Here is a 15,227-nt window from a genome sequence, read left to right as displayed (position 1 = left end):
ACCTCGAATGAATTTTCATTGAGGTGAGCATAACGCAATAAACTAGAAAAATCTAGGTCAAATTGCATTCAGAAAATAAATCACCAATCAAACGATTGCCTTGAAAAATAATTTGGCCTATTTTGCCTGTTATGGGTGTGGAATGTGGGTCATGAACAATATCCAAATTGGGAATATGAGGAAGAATAGATGACTCGTGCAAAGGTTTCGAATGAGCGATCCCATATAATGCCCCAATCAAATAAATGTTGATTTGTCAACGAAACCGTTAGAAAATTTTGCGAAAAAAATCAGAATTTTTCTTGACAAACGGCAGGTTCATTCGTTATAAATCCCCAATCAATGCTACAATATAGTTGCATTGTGATACTAAAATGACGGCATGTAAACAGCAGGAGTCGGCCATATGAAAATGACCCTGGTTCAGACGGCCGCCTGACTTGAGGAGGTTTTTTGAATGCGCTTACGATCGGTTCCATTGTTTCTGGTTTTCTGTGCCACTTTTTTTCTGATCCAACCGGCCGGGGCTCAGATGCGGCTGACCTATTCCAACTTTTTTCCGCCCACCCATGTTCACAGTAAACTGGCGGAACGCTGGTGCAAAGAAATTGAAGAACAGACCCACGGCGAGATTGTATTCAACTATTTTCCGGCCTCTACCCTGACCCGGCCCCAGCAGACTTATATTGCCGTGGCAAAAGGGGTGGCGGACATCGGCATGACGGCCATCGCCTATTCCCGGGGCCGGTTTCCGGTGCTGGAAGCCATTGACCTGCCCATGGGATACACCTCCGGGGTCCAGGCTACGGCCGTGGCCAACCAGGTGCTGGAACGGTTCGATCCGGAAGAGCTGCACAATACCGAAGTAATGTATCTGCATGCCCACGGACCCGGTGTTATTCATACCCGGAACAAACCCATCCATAGCCTTGCGGATCTCAAAGGCCTGAAAATCCGGGGAACCGGCACCAGCGGGGAAGTCATCGCCGCCCTGGGCGGGACGCCTGTGGGCCAGTCCATGGCGGAAACCTATCAGATGCTCCAACGAGGCGTGGTGGACGGGTCAGCCCATCCCGTCGAAGCCAACAACGGCTGGAAACTGGGAGAAGTGGCCAAATATATGGTCCAGAACTTTTCCAGCGGATATACCACCACCTTTGCCGTGTTCATGAACCAGAAAAGATGGCATCAATTGACCCCGAAACAGCAGGAAATTTTCACACGCATCAACAAAAAATACGCACTGAAACACGGACAGGTCTGGGATGAGGCGGACAAGAAAGGCATGGCGTTTTTTCTGTCCAAAGGCGGCACCGTGATTTCCCAGACCAATGAGGAATCAAAACGCTGGGCTGAAAAATCATCGGTCCTGTTAGAAAATTATATTCAATCCGTGGCAAAAAGAGGCATTGACGGCAAAGTGGTTGTGGATTTCATCCAAGCCCGTCTGCAGCAGCCATAACCCGTATCTTACAATATACAGGAGTTTTAATGAGACAGATTGCTCTGGCACTGAACAAACTATCCAACGCCATGAAACTTATCGGCGGCATCGCCTTGGTCGGCATGATGCTGTTGACTGTGGTGGATGTCATCGGACGGTTTTTCAAACACCCGATATTCGGATCGGTTGAAATCGTCGGGTTTCTGGCAACCATCATCGTGGCAGGGGTCCTGCCCTATACATACAAAATAGGCGGCCATGTGGGCGTTGAAATTCTGATGCAGACCTTTTCCCGAAAAACCCAAATCTGGGTCAGGCTGATCACACGGACTTTAACACTGTTTCTGTTCGGACTGATCACATGGCAGATGTTTCTGCATGCGGCGGAACTCAGACAGATGGGGGAAGTATCCATGAGCTTGAAATTCCCCACCTATTATATCGCTTATATCCTGGGTTTCGGGTTACTGCTTTTTTCCATCACCATTCTGGAAACCATTTGTCTTGATATTGTGGAACTGCGAAAAGGAGATTCAAAATGAGCCCGACACTCATCGGTATTATCGGCATTGTTTTCATGCTGGCACTGTTTCTGACACAAATGCCCGTGGCATTTGTCATGGCCCTGGTGGGATATGTGGGATTCTCCTATGTCATCAATATCGAAGCCGGCCTGGCCCTGCTGTCTCTAGAAGTGTATGAAACCCTGGCTTCCTATGACCTGTCCACCATTCCTTTGTTCATTTTCATGGGCCAGCTGGGATTCAATTCAGGTATCAGCAAACGGCTGTATGACGCCGGATATAAATTTCTAGGCAATATCAGAGGTGGCCTGGCCATGGCCACGGTGGCCGCGTGTACCGCATTCGGAGCCGTGTGCGGATCCAGCCCGGCCACTGCCGCCACCATGGCCACCATCGGGCTGCCGGAAATGAAGCGGTACAATTATGACGATGAACTGGCCACCGGTTCCGTGGCCTCTGGAGGCAGCATCGGCATGATCATGCCCCCGTCCGTGGTGCTGATCATATACGGCATTTTAACCCAGCAGTCCATCGGGGCGCTGTTTGTGGCCGGCATTTTTCCGGCCTTGCTGATCACGCTGCTGTTCATTTTGTGCATTTATATCCGATGCACCATTTCCCCGGAACAGGGCCCCCCGGGTGAATCCTTTTCATGGACGGAAAAGCTGAAAGCCCTTATGGGTTTAGGTGAAACTCTGGCGGTCTTTGCCTTGGTGATTGTGGGAATTTTCATAGGCTTGTTCACACCCACGGAAGCCGCAGCCATAGGTGCCTTCGGTGTTCTGCTGATCGCTTTGGTCAGACGGCAGCTCACCTGGCAGGGATTTGTAAATTCCGTTCTGGAGGCCCTTCGCACCTCCTGCATGGTCATGATGCTGATCGTGGGGGCCGTGATCCTGAGCAAATTTCTGGCCGTGACACGAATCCCCTTTGAAATCGCCGGATGGGTGGCCGGTCTGGACATTCCCTCTGTGCTGGTCATGAGCGTGATTCTGATCATCTATCTCATCGGCGGCTGTTTTATCGATGCCCTGGCATTAGTCACCCTGACCGTGCCCATTTTCTATCCCGTGGTCCAGCAGTTGGGGTATGATCCCGTCTGGTTCGGGGTGATGATTGTCATGATCACCCAGATGGGGGTAATCACCCCGCCTATCGGCATCAACGTGTACGTGGTTTATGGCGTGGCACAGACCGTGTTCCGGCAAACCATTCCGCTGCAGACAATCTTCATGGGCGTGATTCCTTTTATGGCCGCATTGATTGTGGGCATCATCATTCTGATCCTGTTTCCACAGATCATTTTGTTTCTGCCCAACCTGCTGTATTGAAACCGGCGCGGATACGGCTTTACGTCAAAACTGACTGGTGCTGGTCTTCAAACCGGGCTTTCACCGACTCCACCATGAAATGCAGCCGGTTTCCAATTTCCAATGTGACTCAGAATCCGAGGACGTTATATTTTATAGAGGGTAAAAAAAGAATACCGTCAGATTTTATGGCATTGGTACTCTTTCTTAATATCAGGTGCTTTGGCAGACGTCTTGTCGGTATTCCCTTTAGTCTTTTGGGCTTTTGCAGATGCCATACGTGAGAGGCCTTTTCGATCCTTCAAATAATTTGGGTTCAAACATCTGTTCCATTTGATCCAATATTTCAGGCAGGGTTGGACCAGAGGTGAAAATACTATTCCGCATATTGTAAAACCCTCTTTCAAATCGAAGGGTTCCAAGAGTCATACGTTCAGGCGAAACTTTGTCAAAGATCGATTTAATGGTTTTTGCATATGCTTTTTCCCAGTCATCAATCGGAACAATTGGGTCAAGCCTGATTCGTATCGGATATCCAGCCTCTTGAACCTTTACGGCTGCGTTGAGCCGTCTTTCAAATGTAGGCGCGCCGATCTAAAATTTCTTTGAGATAACATCATAGTTCATGCTCCAGGCGACATTGCAGACAAGATCAATGCCGATTTCGGAGGATATGACAATTTCATCGAACAGTTGAAGAATGCCGGATTGACTCAGTTCGGCAGCGGCTGGGCATGGCTGGTTATGAAAAACAACACGTTGGAGATTATGAAAACTTCAAATGCCGACACCCCCATAGCTCACGGTTTTAAGCCCCTGTTGACGGTGGATGTATGGGAACATGCATACTACCTTGACTATCAAAACGACCGAGCCGGCTACCTTGATGTCTTTTTTAACAATCTTGTCAATTGGGAGTTCGTCAATTCCAATCTCGTTTAACTGAGAGTGGTGATTAAAACCGATATCGGCTACCGACATAAAGCGGGACAGTTTGAACCGATTGATGAGAGTCTTCCATCGCGTAAGCCTCAGAAACAGGGCCTTCCAGAAAAGCCTTATTTTATGGGGTGTTCCGGCTTAAAATGGTAACCCCGATATCTAAATTGGGTGGGCCAAACTTAGAGATAGTGAGCTACCCAAGGAAATTATTTTGAAATAATAAATTTGATCGCCAGGAATGTGTTTCCACAGACTCGTTTTGGTCATAAAATTATTTGAAATGAATCTATGATTGTATTCTCAGTCATACTTAGGCTGGCGGATTTACGGTTCGAAAATACCTTTAAAAGATGATAAAAGCAAACAGCAAAAAAATGCTATGAATAAAATCGTAGAATAAGGAGTATTCAGAATGGTAAATAAAGATACCTTTAAGGCTCTTGTTGTAGACAAGGCGGAAAGTGAACCAAGTGAACTGGTTGCCACGGTGAAGCAGCTGAATGTTGCTGATTTGCCTGAAGAAGATGTGCTGATTCAGGTAGATTATTCCACCCTAAATTATAAAGAGGGGCTGGGATTTGCAAACCGCAACAAAATATTTCGTTTTTTCCCAATGGTGCCGGGCGTTGACCTGGCAGGAACAGTGGTTGAATCAAACTCTCCTGATTTCAACCCTGGCGACCAGGTAATCCTGAATGGCTGGAGCGTGGGGGAAAGATACTGGGGCGGTTACGCTCAGATGGCCAGAATCAAATCCGATTTTTTGATTCCCCTTCCCCAAGGCATGGACACCAGGAAGGCCATGTCCATAGGGACTGCCGGTTACACAGCCATGCTCATGGTCATGACCTTGGAAGAAGCCGGGGTGACACCGGGCAGCGGTCCGGTAATTGTTACCGGTGCTACCGGCGGCGTGGGCAGCAACGCAGTGGCCATTCTTGCCAAACTGGGGTATGAAGTTACTGCGCTCACAAGATCAAGGCAGGCATCCATACACGATTACTTAAGACAGATCGGGGCTAAAGAAATAGCCGGGGGTGAAGAATGGACCATGATGCCATCACCGCTTGAAACCCAGAAATGGGCCGGTGCCGTTGACAATGTCGGCAGCAAGGTACTCGCCAGGTTATTGTCTGAAATGAAATACGGCGGGTGTGTGGCCGCCTGCGGGCTGGCAGGCGGGTCTGATCTGCCGGCTACCGTAATGCCCTTTATCTTGAGGGGGGTGAGTCTGCGAGGGGTGGATTCGGTGTGGTGCCCGACTCCGAGGAGAATAGCCGCCTGGGAGAGGTTGGTAACCGATATCTCCGATGCAGCCCTGGCAAGTATCAATAAGGTAATTCCCCTTGAAGATGTACCCCGGTATGCCAAAGAAATCCTGGCGGGTAATATTACAGGCCATATTGTGATCGACGTAAACGCATGATAAAAATGTCGAGGAATAAAAAAAAATATATAAAAAAAGAGGAGTGGCTTATGGGTAAGATAGTAGCAGGCACTAAAATTTCGTGTCGCGTAAACAGGACGCTTGATAAGGGGGATTTTTCCATCCTGCATCAGCTCAACTGGTTTAATATGTCGGTTCACAGCAATTCGGAATATGCCGGGGGAACCTGGTTCAAGGAACGCTCACTGGCTGGCCCCATCATCTTTACCGTGGCTGACGGCCTGATTCATAATGCAGATAATATTGCCGGGCTTCTGGCCGGGGACGGATATGAAATTTATGCTTATATTGGTGTGGACAATATGAAGATCACGTCTCCTGTGATGTTTGGGGACACCTTGAGAGCTGAAGCAGAGGTCATTGAGCTTCGTCCGACCAAAAATCCGGAAAGGTTCTTGTTTGTTTACCAAAACAGGGCTTATAATCAGCGTGATCAGCAGGTGATAGAATATCAAACAACAATGATGGTCACTAAAAAAGAGTAAGTCGGATGTTTTATGGGTTAGGTTTTGCGGGGAAAAACAGAGATGAAAAAACTATCAATAATATTGGCGTTATTTCTGATGGGGTGTGTTGGAATACCTGAAAATATTAAACCCGTTGATAATTTCGAGTTGGAAAAATATCTGGGCAAGTGGTACGAAATTGCGCGGCTGGATCATTCATTTGAACGGGGATTGACACGAATAACAGCAGATTACAGTTTGCGCAATGATGGTGGTGTCAGGGTATTAAATCGCGGTTACTCGGTTAAAGAAAACGCCTGGAAAGAGGTTGAAGGGAAAGCTTATTTTGTAAAAGGATCTGATCAGGGTCACCTGAAAGTTTCTTTTTTTGGTCCCTTTTATGGTTCTTATATCGTTTTTGGCCTTGATCATGAGAATTACCAATATTCAATCGTATGCGGCCCTGATAAATCTTATTTATGGATTCTGGCCAGAGGGCCGGAAATAAATTCAGATTTAAAAAATAAGCTCATTGAAAAAGCAGCAGCATCGGGATTTGAAACGAACAAATTGATATTTGTCGATCATGGAAACTTGCCTGACAATGCTAATTTAGAGGAAGCAAAAAGTCGCGCCGTTGATTAAACCGGTGCAAATAAACCAAATTTTTAAAAAAAGGAGAAAAAAATGACTATTATCCTACCTGATCTTCCTTACGAAAAATATGCTTTGGAACCCCATATCAGCGCGAAGACCTTGAGCTTTCATTATGGGAAACACCATAACGCTTATGTTAGCAACCTGAATAAGCTGATCGAGGAAACCGATCTGAAAAAAGAGACGTTGGCGGATATTATCAAAAAGACCGTAAATAATGCTGACACAATCGGAATATTCAACAACGCGGCTCAGGTTTGGAACCATACATTTTACTGGAAATCAATGAAACCGAATTGCGGGGGATTACCCACAGGCGACATCGCAGCGAAGATCAATGCCGATTTCGGAGGATATGAAAATTTTATCGAACAGTTGAAGAATGCCGGACTGACGCAGTTCGGCAGCGGCTGGGCATGGCTGGTTATGAAAGACAACACGTTGGAGATTATGAAAACTTCAAATGCCGACACCCCCATAGCTCATGGTTTTAAGCCCCTGTTGACGGTGGATGTATGGGAGCATGCATACTACCTTGACTATCAAAACGACCGAGGCGGCTATCTTGATGTCTTTTTTAACAATCTTGTCAATTGGGAGTTCGTTAATTCCAATCTCGTTTAACTGAGAGGGGCGTCCAAAAAAATGGACTCAGCCAACATGCTTGATAAATAGAAGATTCTGTGTATAAATAGGGCCGGTTCCGAAGAAAAATATTTTTTCAAAGAAAGGGTTCAATATGGCCAGTGTTTTAATCGTTGACGATGATCCGATTTTTTGTGCCCCTTTTGTCAGTTACATGAAAAAATTGGGTCACCAATGCCGGGTGGCGCAAAATTTTTCCGACGGGCTTGGCCTTGCACAGGAATTTTATGTGGATGTTGTTTTTCTGGATGTTATTTTACCGGATGCCAACGGACTTGAGGGGATTAACAATTTTATTGATGCGCCCTCATCTCCTGAAATCATCATTATAACAGGGAAATCCGAGATTTCAGGCGCTGAAATGGCCCTGAATAACGGTGCCTGGGATTATCTGGAAAAACCGCCTTCATATGATGACATCAAGTTAACCCTCAAACGGGCCCTGCAGTTCAGGAAAAATAAAATTGTCTTTGATGCTCAGGATCGCCTGAACACGGATTTTATCATTGGTGAGAATGTAAAATTAAAAAAATGCATGGATGTTGTTGCAAAGGTCATAAAAACCGAAGGCAATCTTTTTATTACAGGGGAAACCGGTACCGGCAAGGACCTGATTGCAAAAGCCGTGCATGAGAACAGTAAACGGGCAGCGGCAAATTTTGTTACGGTGGATTGCACAAACCTTCCGGACAATCTGGTTGAAAGTCTTTTGTTCGGCCATTTAAAAGGCGCGTTTACAGGGGCGGTCACCCACAGTGACGGCTTGGTAAAGCAGGCGGACAAAGGAACCCTTTTTCTGGATGAGGTTGGCGATCTTTCCGGACCTGCCCAGAAATCAATTTTAAGGGTATTGCAGAATAAAAAATATCGTCCCCTTGGATTGAAAACCGAAGTGGAGTGTGATTTCCGGTTGATATCCGCCACCAACCGGGATTTAAGAAAAATGGTGGAAGAGGGGCGTTTCAGAAAAGACCTTTATTACCGGCTTGTGACCTACCATATCCATCTGCCTCCTTTACGGGAGCGGCTGGATGACATCAAATTATTGACCCGGCATTATATTGCAAAAATCTGTGATCAGTTCGGAATCCATACCAAGGATGTTTCCAGGGATTTTGTAGAGACCCTTATCCTGTACGACTGGAAAGGAAACATCCGTGAATTGATCAGTGTTCTGCATTCGTCCATTGCCAATGCCATGAATGAACATAAGCTTAATCCCCATCATCTGCCGGTGGAAGTGAGAATTTATTGTCGTCAAAAAAAAATGGCCGCAAACAAGAGCCTGGGCCGGGGGGGGCAGGAAAATCTTGAGATGGAGGATGTCAAGTTTCCCTGTCTGAAAGAGTTCCGGCACCTCAATGAGTCTCAATACCTTGATTCTCTGATCAAACTGTCCAAAGGCAATATTGAAAGGGCTTGTCATCTTTCCGGGGTGTCAAGATCCGGGTTGTATCATTTGCTGGAAAAACACCAGAAAAAATTGAAACCCTTATGAAATTCTGACAGGTATTTTTTTTATGACAGGGGAATATCAGGATCAGCACTGAGAATATAGTCTTCCAGTTCATTCAGCATTTTTTGCACATGAAGATTAAAAAAAGGCATTATTTTTACAGCCCGTTGCGCCTTGTTTTCATTGCCGGACTGTTCCATGGCAAAGGCTATTCTTGTTAATTTCCGGTTCCCAACGCTTTTGGCAGCGCTTTTAATGGAATGGGCCAGGCGTGTGATCCTTTGATACTCTTTTTTTGAAACCGCTTGATTCAGTTCCGTCATTTTCAGGGGCAGGTATTTTACAATGGCTTTGCAACTGGTTAACAAAAGATCGGTGTCATTGCCTACCAGTGTCAACGCATAGTCCAGGTCTATTCGTTTTTCAGGGGCGGCCGGGTGTTTGACAACGGCTTTTTCCTGCTGATCCAGCAGTTTTGAAATGACTCGTATCAATTCATTGCTGTGGACAGGCTTTGAAAGATATTCATCCATACCGGCCTTGAGAAACCGTTCCCTGTCTCCTTTTAAAGCATGGGCCGTCAGTGCTATAATGGGGATGGATGCCTTTAACGGGTCTTTAAGGTTTCGAATCTTTAATGTGGCCTCAAGACCATCCATTACCGGCATTTGAACATCCATGAGAATAAGGTCAAAGGATTTTTCCTGAACCGCCTGAAGCGCTTGTTCTCCATTGATAACAATGGTCACAAGGAACCCGTGTTTTTCAAGAATCGGCGTAATCACTTCCTGGTTGATCTCAAAATCTTCGGCAAGAAGGATATGACATTTTTTAAGGGAGTTATGGCTGATCCGGTTTGCCTGATTTATCTGATTTGCCTGGGGTACGGAATCGCTTGATGCCGGATATTCAAGCGCTTTTATCTCCTCCGGTGTTGCAAGGTTCAGCCTGATGGTAAAAAAGAAGGTGGTTCCTTTGGACAATTCACTTTCCACCCAGATATCTCCGCCCATCAGGATCACCAGTTTTTTGCAGATGGCAAGTCCCAGTCCTGTACCGCCATACGTTCTGGACAGGGAGCTTTCCAATTGGATGAAATCTTTAAAAATATGGTCAAACTTGTCTTCCGGAATTCCAATACCCGTATCTTTTATGGAAAAAAGGAGCTTTATTTTTTCCGGATTCAAAGGATCAGAAGAGGTGTTTTCAGCATCCCGGTCATAGGCGGCCTTGATTTGTATGGTTCCTTTTGGGGTGAATTTAACGGCATTATTGATCAGGTTAACCAGGATCTGACGCAGCCTTGCAGCATCACCGTTTAAATAAACCGGCACCTCCTGGATGCTGTATGATAGTTTTATATTCTGCTGGTCTGCTTTGTTTGAAAACATGCTCACCACATCCTTGATCAGCTTATCAAGATCAAAAGGACGGTTTTCAAGATCAATTTTTTTTGCCTCAATGGCAGAGATATCCAGAATATCATCAATCAGCGCAAGTAAATGTTCTGATGATTGATACACCACTTCAAGATATTTTTTCTGCTCTTTGTTCAAGGTCGTTTTTAATACCATTTCCGTCATGCCGATCACCGCATTCATGGGGGTTCGGATTTCATGGCTCATGGTTGCAAGAAACCGGCTTTTGGCACGGTTGGCCTGTTCTGCGATTTCAGATGCTTTTTTAACGGTATCTTCCGCCTGTTTTCGTTTGGTTATATCTTCACATGAACCCAGGATGTAAAGAAGCTTGCCGTTTGGGTCCATGACCGCCCGGCCACTCAGGGAGGTCCAGATGATGCTGGTGCCTTTTTTGAAAATTTGTACCTCAAATCCGGATACGGTTCTGTTTTTTTCAAGCATCCGGACAAATTTTCTGCGTTCTTCAGGATAGACATAAAGCAGCTCAATATTATCCACCAGCGAAAGCATTTCCCGGGGAGAGTCATACCCATGAATTCTGGCCATGGCCGGATTGGCGCTTAACAGTTTATTGTCAGGTGTGGACTGAAATATTCCTTCCACCGAGTTTTCAAAAATATCACGGTATTTTGCCTGGGATTCCAAAAGGTCTTTTTGAATTTTATTTCGGTCCCGGGATTCTTTTTCAAGCAATGCAAGGGTATGGGACTGTTCTTTGCTTTTTTGGAAGATCTCCCAGGTTCTTTCTTTTACTTTCTGTTCAAGGGTTTTGGTATGCTCTTTTTCCCTAAGACTTGACTTGTGAAGTTCTGCAACCATGGTATTGAAGGTCTGGGTTAAAAGTCCCATCTCATCTTTTCTTGTCAGTTCCAGATGAACCGTTAAATCGCCCCCTTTTACCCGTATGGCACCAAAAACAAGTCTGTTCAGAGGAATGATCAGCTGTCGGCTTAAAAAAAGAACAATAATGATCACACAGATCACCAGAAAGGCAAGGGTCACCCATTTAAATCGGTAATTCATTTTTTTGACAACTGAATCAATGGCATTGCGGGTTTGGTTTACAGATGAAAGTATAAAAGATTCCGGTATTACAATGCAAAGGTGCCATCCGGTTGAGGGCATGATCTGGGACGAGATCAGGATGGGAGTATTGTTGAGATCAATCCTGCTGGTCTGTTTATTTGTCGATGTAATGAGATCTTTAATGGCCCTTACCTGATCATATTTTGAATTCATGAGGTTTTGTTCAAGAACATCTCCGTACGCCACGCTTTTTTCTTTCCGGCTGAGTCCGAATAGTTCAAGATGATCTGTGGGAAAGGCCACAATACTGCCCTGGGTATCAACAATAAATGAAAACATCGTGCTCATCTTGCCCTGTTCTTGGGCCAGGGTATTTTTTTCAAGGATTTCCTTGATAATCGTATCCAGGGTAATATCTATACCGGCAACACCCAGGAAATCTCCATTTTTGGAATAGATCGGCGTGACAGCTGTTGTCATAAACCCCTGGCCTGCCTCGTCCTGGTATATCTGTGTCCATATGGTTTTACGGTCCGGGTTGTTTTCCGGCTTTGCCATTTGATACCAGATGGCGTTTTTGAGTTCATATTCCTGTGCCGGTTTTAATTTTTTAATAAAGTGAAAATTCGGATAATAAAAGGTAAAGCTGGATTCAGCAACCATATAGATGGCCACGGATTCAGGACTATTTTCCTTGACCTTGACCAGAAGCGGACCAATGTTTGACAGCACATCCAGTTCTTTCGCAATCTCCCGGGATATGGTTGTGTCTCCCCAATAAAGGATTTCAATGGTTTCAGCGGCTGAATTTGAAAAGAAATTTTTTTCAGGATAAAAAGACAGATGATGCCGGATGTTTTTTTGATTGGCAAATCCTTGTTTTTGATCAAACAGAATACCTGCCTGCTGTGCAATGACAGCAGATGACAGCGCCACTTTGTTAAAAGTGTTCTCATGTCTCATGGCCTGTTCATCCATTATCCTGGATAACAGCAAAGTGGTTTTTTCGTTGATGTTCTTTTCATTGACAGAGGCGGCATATTCCCCGAATTCGGTAACAAGATTTGTTGCCAGAAAAACAAGTACGCCCATGGACAGGATAAACACGGCTAAAATGAGAATGATCAGCTTGGAACCGATTTTAGAAAACAGGGTTTTAACTTGATAGGGAATAGAGTAGAACAATGATTGGAAAAAGGGTTTGATGCTTTTTTTATTCAACATTCAAAATTGATCTCCCTTGAAGGGTAAACAAACTATTATCCCCCTGGCGGTCAAGCAGGTTATTGTCTTGTCTGCCAAAATATCCTGGCCAGGTATCTGCCGGTTTTATCCGACAAAATTTTTTCACAGGCAAACCCATGAAAATCCGCATAATATTGCAGGGTGTTAAAATCAACATAAAGCCATTCAAAGGGATCTCCTACAATATCTTTATAGGTCATGATAAATTCGGTTTCTCCATAATAGGCCTCATCCGGCAGGGACAGGGTTTCAGGCTCATAAAGTGATGCAAGATCCGTGGAATCGGCAATGACCTGGCCGTTTTGGGCAAGAATGGGTTTGATAAATTGCAGGAACAGGTTCAATCCATCAAGTGATCCGCAAATCCCAAGGCCGTTCATCAGCATCAGCAGGGTATCATATTGTTTGTTTTTCACTGAAAAAAGATTGCCGTGGATGACATTGGGCAGGTTCCTTTTTTTCATGACTTCAATACAGCCCGGGGACATGTCAAGGGCATCAACCGTCCGGCCTTTTTTTTGCAGATAAAGACTGTGACACCCGCTTCCCGCACCAATGTCCAGTGTTTTGCCCCGGCACAGGCTTAAGGCTTTGCGTTCAATTCGATTCATGTTTTTAAACGTTCTGAACATGACCTCTCCGCTCATCTTCCACATGTCAAGTGTTGTGGATTCGACTTCAACACATGCCTGCCGACTGCCATTTAAGTAGTCCAGCATCATGGCACCCAACGGGTCTTTTTTTCTACAGGTGATTTTGTGTTTCATTGCTGCCGTCAATCCCAAAACAGTTTAGAGGTGTTAAATGATATCCCTGTTCAGATTCATATTAATAAGTCTTTTTAGTAAAATATCTTCAATGTTTCGTCTGGAATCTAAAACAGATAAAACGTAAACTTTCATTTTTGCTATTCTAAACATAATTCTCCATGGGGAAGCAATTAATTCTCTGTACTGCGTAATACCTTGTTCCTTAAGCTCTGGAACTATTCGGCATCTTTCCGGCATAGTATAAAGACTTGATGTTCTGTCTTTTATCTTTTCTAAAACTTTTAACGCATTTGCCGGGCTGTCAATGGCGATATGATCAATTATTTCTTTTAAATCGTTCTCAGCAATATGCGCCCATTCAATATCATAAATTTGATTCATTTAAGCTTACCTTTCAGTGAGCTTTCTATTTCGCTGAAGACCTCCTTTTGAGATTTGATTTTTTCATTTTTAATATCTGATTCACCCTGGGAGAGAGCCTTAAGGATTCCGATTGCATTACGCATATTCTCGTAGCTTTCCGGATCTTGAAGAACAGCGCGCGGCTCACCGTTTTGGGTAATGATAACAGGACGATGAGTTTCATTTATTTGATTTAATAAATCTGCAGCTTTTGATTTTAAGTATGTAACCGGTTTTATATCATTTGTAATATTCATTTTATCACCTCCAGTCTGAATATGATACTAAATTCAGACTGATTGTCAAGGGCTTTTCTATCCCTGAATCCACCGCCTGTTTTTAGATAGATCCGTCCAAAAGAAATTCCGAGAGAGTTTTTTTGGGGGGCGGGGTCATCCGTTTTTTTGGTTCCGGCACTTGCGATGCCCTTGACTCGGGCCTTTTTATTTTTTGGGGTGTTGGATTGGGGGAATGGCCCCCTTCTGAATCAAAGATTTGGAAGGGGACTTCTCGAAAGGAAAGTTAAACTTAAATTCAGTGATTTATTTGTGAATAAGTTCGATTAATTCCAAAGTGATCCTCCCCCGATATTGTGTACACTGAGTTAAGCCTCTATAATGCAAATTAAGGAGGACAAAACATGAACTCAAATCCCAGAAGAAAATTTGATCAAGAATTCAAAAGGAATGCTGTTTTATTATGCGCTGAACCTGGACGATCAGTTGTTGAAGTTGCCGAAAATTTAGGTATTGGTAAAGATCTCCTATATCGTTGGCGTCGCGAATATCACAGTGCAAATGGACAATATGTATTTCCCGGTAATGGAGTTGAGGCGTTAACCCCAGATCAGAAACAAATTCGAGAATTAAAGAAGAAACTCCGAGATACTGAAATGGAGCGCGACATATTAAAAAAAGCAATGGCCATCTTCAGCAGGACATCGAAATGAAGTATCAATTCATTAGAGATCACCGCTCTGAGTTTACGATGACGAAGATGTGCCAGATATTACAAATTTCAATGAGCGGTTTTTACCAGTGGCGGAACAGAATACCATCAGCAAGGTCTCGTCAGAATGATCGGTTAAAGCAATGTATTTTTAAATTGTTCTCAGAGCATAACGGCATGGCCGGTAGTCCGATGATCACTGCTGATCTCCATGACGATCCAGATTTTTGTAATGTCAGTGAAAACAGAGTTGCTCGTTTGATGCGGAAAATGGGTCTGAAATGCAAAACATTAAAAAAGTGGGTTGTCACTACTGATTCCAAACACAATGAACCTGTGGCACCGAACCTACTCAATAGAAAATTTGATGTTAAAATACCAAACACCGTATGGGTGAGCGATATCACTTATTTAAAAGTTGGCCGTCATTGGTATTATTTGACCGTTTTTATAGATCTATTTTCAAGAAGTATTGTTGGCTGGGATTTAAGTAGATCCCTCGAAAGACATTCTGTAATCCGAGCATTAAAAAAGGCCATCATGC

The 15,227-nt window shown here is 44.4% G+C and carries 14 protein-coding genes and 1 pseudogene; 10 read left to right on the top strand and 5 right to left on the bottom strand.

Going from position 1 to position 15,227, the window contains the following annotated elements:
- The first annotated feature begins 457 nt into the window (after positions 1–457).
- The 3 genes from BLT94_RS13690 to BLT94_RS13680 are packed head-to-tail and all read left to right on the top strand — an operon-like array spanning position 458 to position 3,299.
- Positions 458–1,462 (top strand): TRAP transporter substrate-binding protein, encoded by a 1,005-nt coding sequence (locus tag BLT94_RS13690; protein WP_014956176.1) that lies wholly within the window; start codon positions 458–460, stop codon positions 1,460–1,462.
- Positions 1,463–1,491: 29 nt separating this feature from the next.
- Positions 1,492–1,986: a TRAP transporter small permease gene (locus BLT94_RS13685; RefSeq protein WP_014956177.1), complete on the top strand. Its 495-nt coding sequence runs from the start codon at positions 1,492–1,494 to the stop codon at positions 1,984–1,986.
- Positions 1,983–3,299, top strand: coding sequence for a TRAP transporter large permease (locus BLT94_RS13680; protein WP_092235183.1), 1,317 nt, complete (start codon positions 1,983–1,985; stop codon positions 3,297–3,299). Before BLT94_RS13685 ends, BLT94_RS13680 begins: the two co-directional genes overlap by 4 nt.
- Before the next feature lie 228 nt (positions 3,300–3,527).
- Here BLT94_RS13680 and BLT94_RS22665 read toward each other — a convergent pair whose 3' ends face one another.
- Positions 3,528–3,872 carry a spore photoproduct lyase family protein gene (locus BLT94_RS22665; RefSeq protein ID WP_407641563.1) on the bottom strand — a complete coding sequence of 115 codons (345 nt, stop codon included), beginning with the start codon at positions 3,870–3,872 and terminating at the stop codon, positions 3,528–3,530.
- A gap of 21 nt (positions 3,873–3,893) precedes the next feature.
- On the opposite strand from BLT94_RS22665, the gene BLT94_RS13675 reads away from it, so the two are divergent.
- The 6 genes from BLT94_RS13675 to BLT94_RS13650 all read left to right on the top strand — a co-directional run bounded on the left by BLT94_RS13675 (position 3,894) and on the right by BLT94_RS13650 (position 8,913).
- Complete coding sequence (locus BLT94_RS13675) at positions 3,894–4,220, top strand: superoxide dismutase (RefSeq protein ID WP_322787290.1); 327 nt, start codon at positions 3,894–3,896, stop codon at positions 4,218–4,220.
- 412 nt (positions 4,221–4,632) lie between these two features.
- The gene (locus BLT94_RS13670; RefSeq protein WP_092235177.1) at positions 4,633–5,646 is read left to right on the top strand and encodes an MDR family oxidoreductase; all 1,014 of its coding nucleotides are present in this window, start codon (positions 4,633–4,635) and stop codon (positions 5,644–5,646) included.
- A 50-nt stretch (positions 5,647–5,696) separates the two neighbouring features.
- On the top strand, positions 5,697–6,152 hold the full coding sequence (locus tag BLT94_RS13665) for a hotdog family protein (RefSeq protein ID WP_092235175.1): 456 nt from the start codon (positions 5,697–5,699) through the stop codon (positions 6,150–6,152).
- A 42-nt stretch (positions 6,153–6,194) separates the two neighbouring features.
- A complete protein-coding gene (locus tag BLT94_RS13660; protein ID WP_092235172.1) occupies positions 6,195–6,758 on the top strand; it encodes a lipocalin family protein in 564 nt (187 codons plus the stop codon).
- Positions 6,759–6,800: 42 nt separating this feature from the next.
- Positions 6,801–7,394 carry a superoxide dismutase gene (locus BLT94_RS13655; protein WP_092235170.1) on the top strand — a complete coding sequence of 198 codons (594 nt, stop codon included), beginning with the start codon at positions 6,801–6,803 and terminating at the stop codon, positions 7,392–7,394.
- 115 nt (positions 7,395–7,509) lie between these two features.
- Complete coding sequence (locus BLT94_RS13650) at positions 7,510–8,913, top strand: sigma-54-dependent transcriptional regulator (RefSeq protein ID WP_092235168.1); 1,404 nt, start codon at positions 7,510–7,512, stop codon at positions 8,911–8,913.
- 20 nt (positions 8,914–8,933) lie between these two features.
- On the opposite strand, the gene BLT94_RS13645 is transcribed toward BLT94_RS13650, so the two are convergent.
- The 4 genes from BLT94_RS13645 to BLT94_RS13630 are packed head-to-tail and all read right to left on the bottom strand — an operon-like array spanning position 8,934 to position 13,992.
- Positions 8,934–12,542, bottom strand: coding sequence for an ATP-binding protein (locus BLT94_RS13645; protein ID WP_092235164.1), 3,609 nt, complete (start codon positions 12,540–12,542; stop codon positions 8,934–8,936).
- Between the two features lie 59 nt (positions 12,543–12,601).
- Positions 12,602–13,330: a class I SAM-dependent methyltransferase gene (locus BLT94_RS13640; RefSeq protein ID WP_092235161.1), complete on the bottom strand. Its 729-nt coding sequence runs from the start codon at positions 13,328–13,330 to the stop codon at positions 12,602–12,604.
- 33 nt (positions 13,331–13,363) lie between these two features.
- Positions 13,364–13,714, bottom strand: coding sequence for a type II toxin-antitoxin system RelE/ParE family toxin (locus BLT94_RS13635; RefSeq protein ID WP_092235157.1), 351 nt, complete (start codon positions 13,712–13,714; stop codon positions 13,364–13,366).
- A complete protein-coding gene (locus BLT94_RS13630; protein ID WP_092235154.1) occupies positions 13,711–13,992 on the bottom strand; it encodes a type II toxin-antitoxin system Phd/YefM family antitoxin in 282 nt (93 codons plus the stop codon). The genes BLT94_RS13635 and BLT94_RS13630 overlap by 4 nt, the downstream gene beginning before the upstream one ends.
- A 383-nt stretch (positions 13,993–14,375) precedes the next feature.
- Between BLT94_RS13630 and BLT94_RS22365 the strand changes: the two are divergent.
- Positions 14,376–15,227, top strand: a pseudogene (locus BLT94_RS22365) (IS3 family transposase); the annotation flags it as partial.

Origin of the sequence: Desulfobacula phenolica (genome assembly GCF_900105645.1) — a bacterium.
Lineage (GTDB): Bacteria > Desulfobacterota > Desulfobacteria > Desulfobacterales > Desulfobacteraceae > Desulfobacula > Desulfobacula toluolica.
Note: the sequence above shows the minus strand (reverse complement) of the source record. Positions and strands in the feature narration are given on the sequence as shown.

Excerpts from the sequence above, each read along its gene's own strand:
- BLT94_RS13690 (WP_014956176.1), top strand. The coding sequence starts at position 458 with ATGCGCTTACGATCGGTTCCATTGTTTCTGGTTTTCTGTGCCACTTTT.
- BLT94_RS13685 (WP_014956177.1), top strand. The coding sequence starts at position 1,492 with ATGAGACAGATTGCTCTGGCACTGAACAAACTATCCAACGCCATGAAA.
- BLT94_RS13680 (WP_092235183.1), top strand. The coding sequence starts at position 1,983 with ATGAGCCCGACACTCATCGGTATTATCGGCATTGTTTTCATGCTGGCA.
- BLT94_RS13670 (WP_092235177.1), top strand. The coding sequence starts at position 4,633 with ATGGTAAATAAAGATACCTTTAAGGCTCTTGTTGTAGACAAGGCGGAA.
- BLT94_RS13665 (WP_092235175.1), top strand. The coding sequence starts at position 5,697 with ATGGGTAAGATAGTAGCAGGCACTAAAATTTCGTGTCGCGTAAACAGG.
- BLT94_RS13660 (WP_092235172.1), top strand. The coding sequence starts at position 6,195 with ATGAAAAAACTATCAATAATATTGGCGTTATTTCTGATGGGGTGTGTT.
- BLT94_RS13655 (WP_092235170.1), top strand. The coding sequence starts at position 6,801 with ATGACTATTATCCTACCTGATCTTCCTTACGAAAAATATGCTTTGGAA.
- BLT94_RS13650 (WP_092235168.1), top strand. The coding sequence starts at position 7,510 with ATGGCCAGTGTTTTAATCGTTGACGATGATCCGATTTTTTGTGCCCCT.
- BLT94_RS13645 (WP_092235164.1), bottom strand. The coding sequence starts at position 12,542 with ATGTTGAATAAAAAAAGCATCAAACCCTTTTTCCAATCATTGTTCTAC.
- BLT94_RS13640 (WP_092235161.1), bottom strand. The coding sequence starts at position 13,330 with ATGAAACACAAAATCACCTGTAGAAAAAAAGACCCGTTGGGTGCCATG.
- BLT94_RS13635 (WP_092235157.1), bottom strand. The coding sequence starts at position 13,714 with ATGAATCAAATTTATGATATTGAATGGGCGCATATTGCTGAGAACGAT.
- BLT94_RS13630 (WP_092235154.1), bottom strand. The coding sequence starts at position 13,992 with ATGAATATTACAAATGATATAAAACCGGTTACATACTTAAAATCAAAA.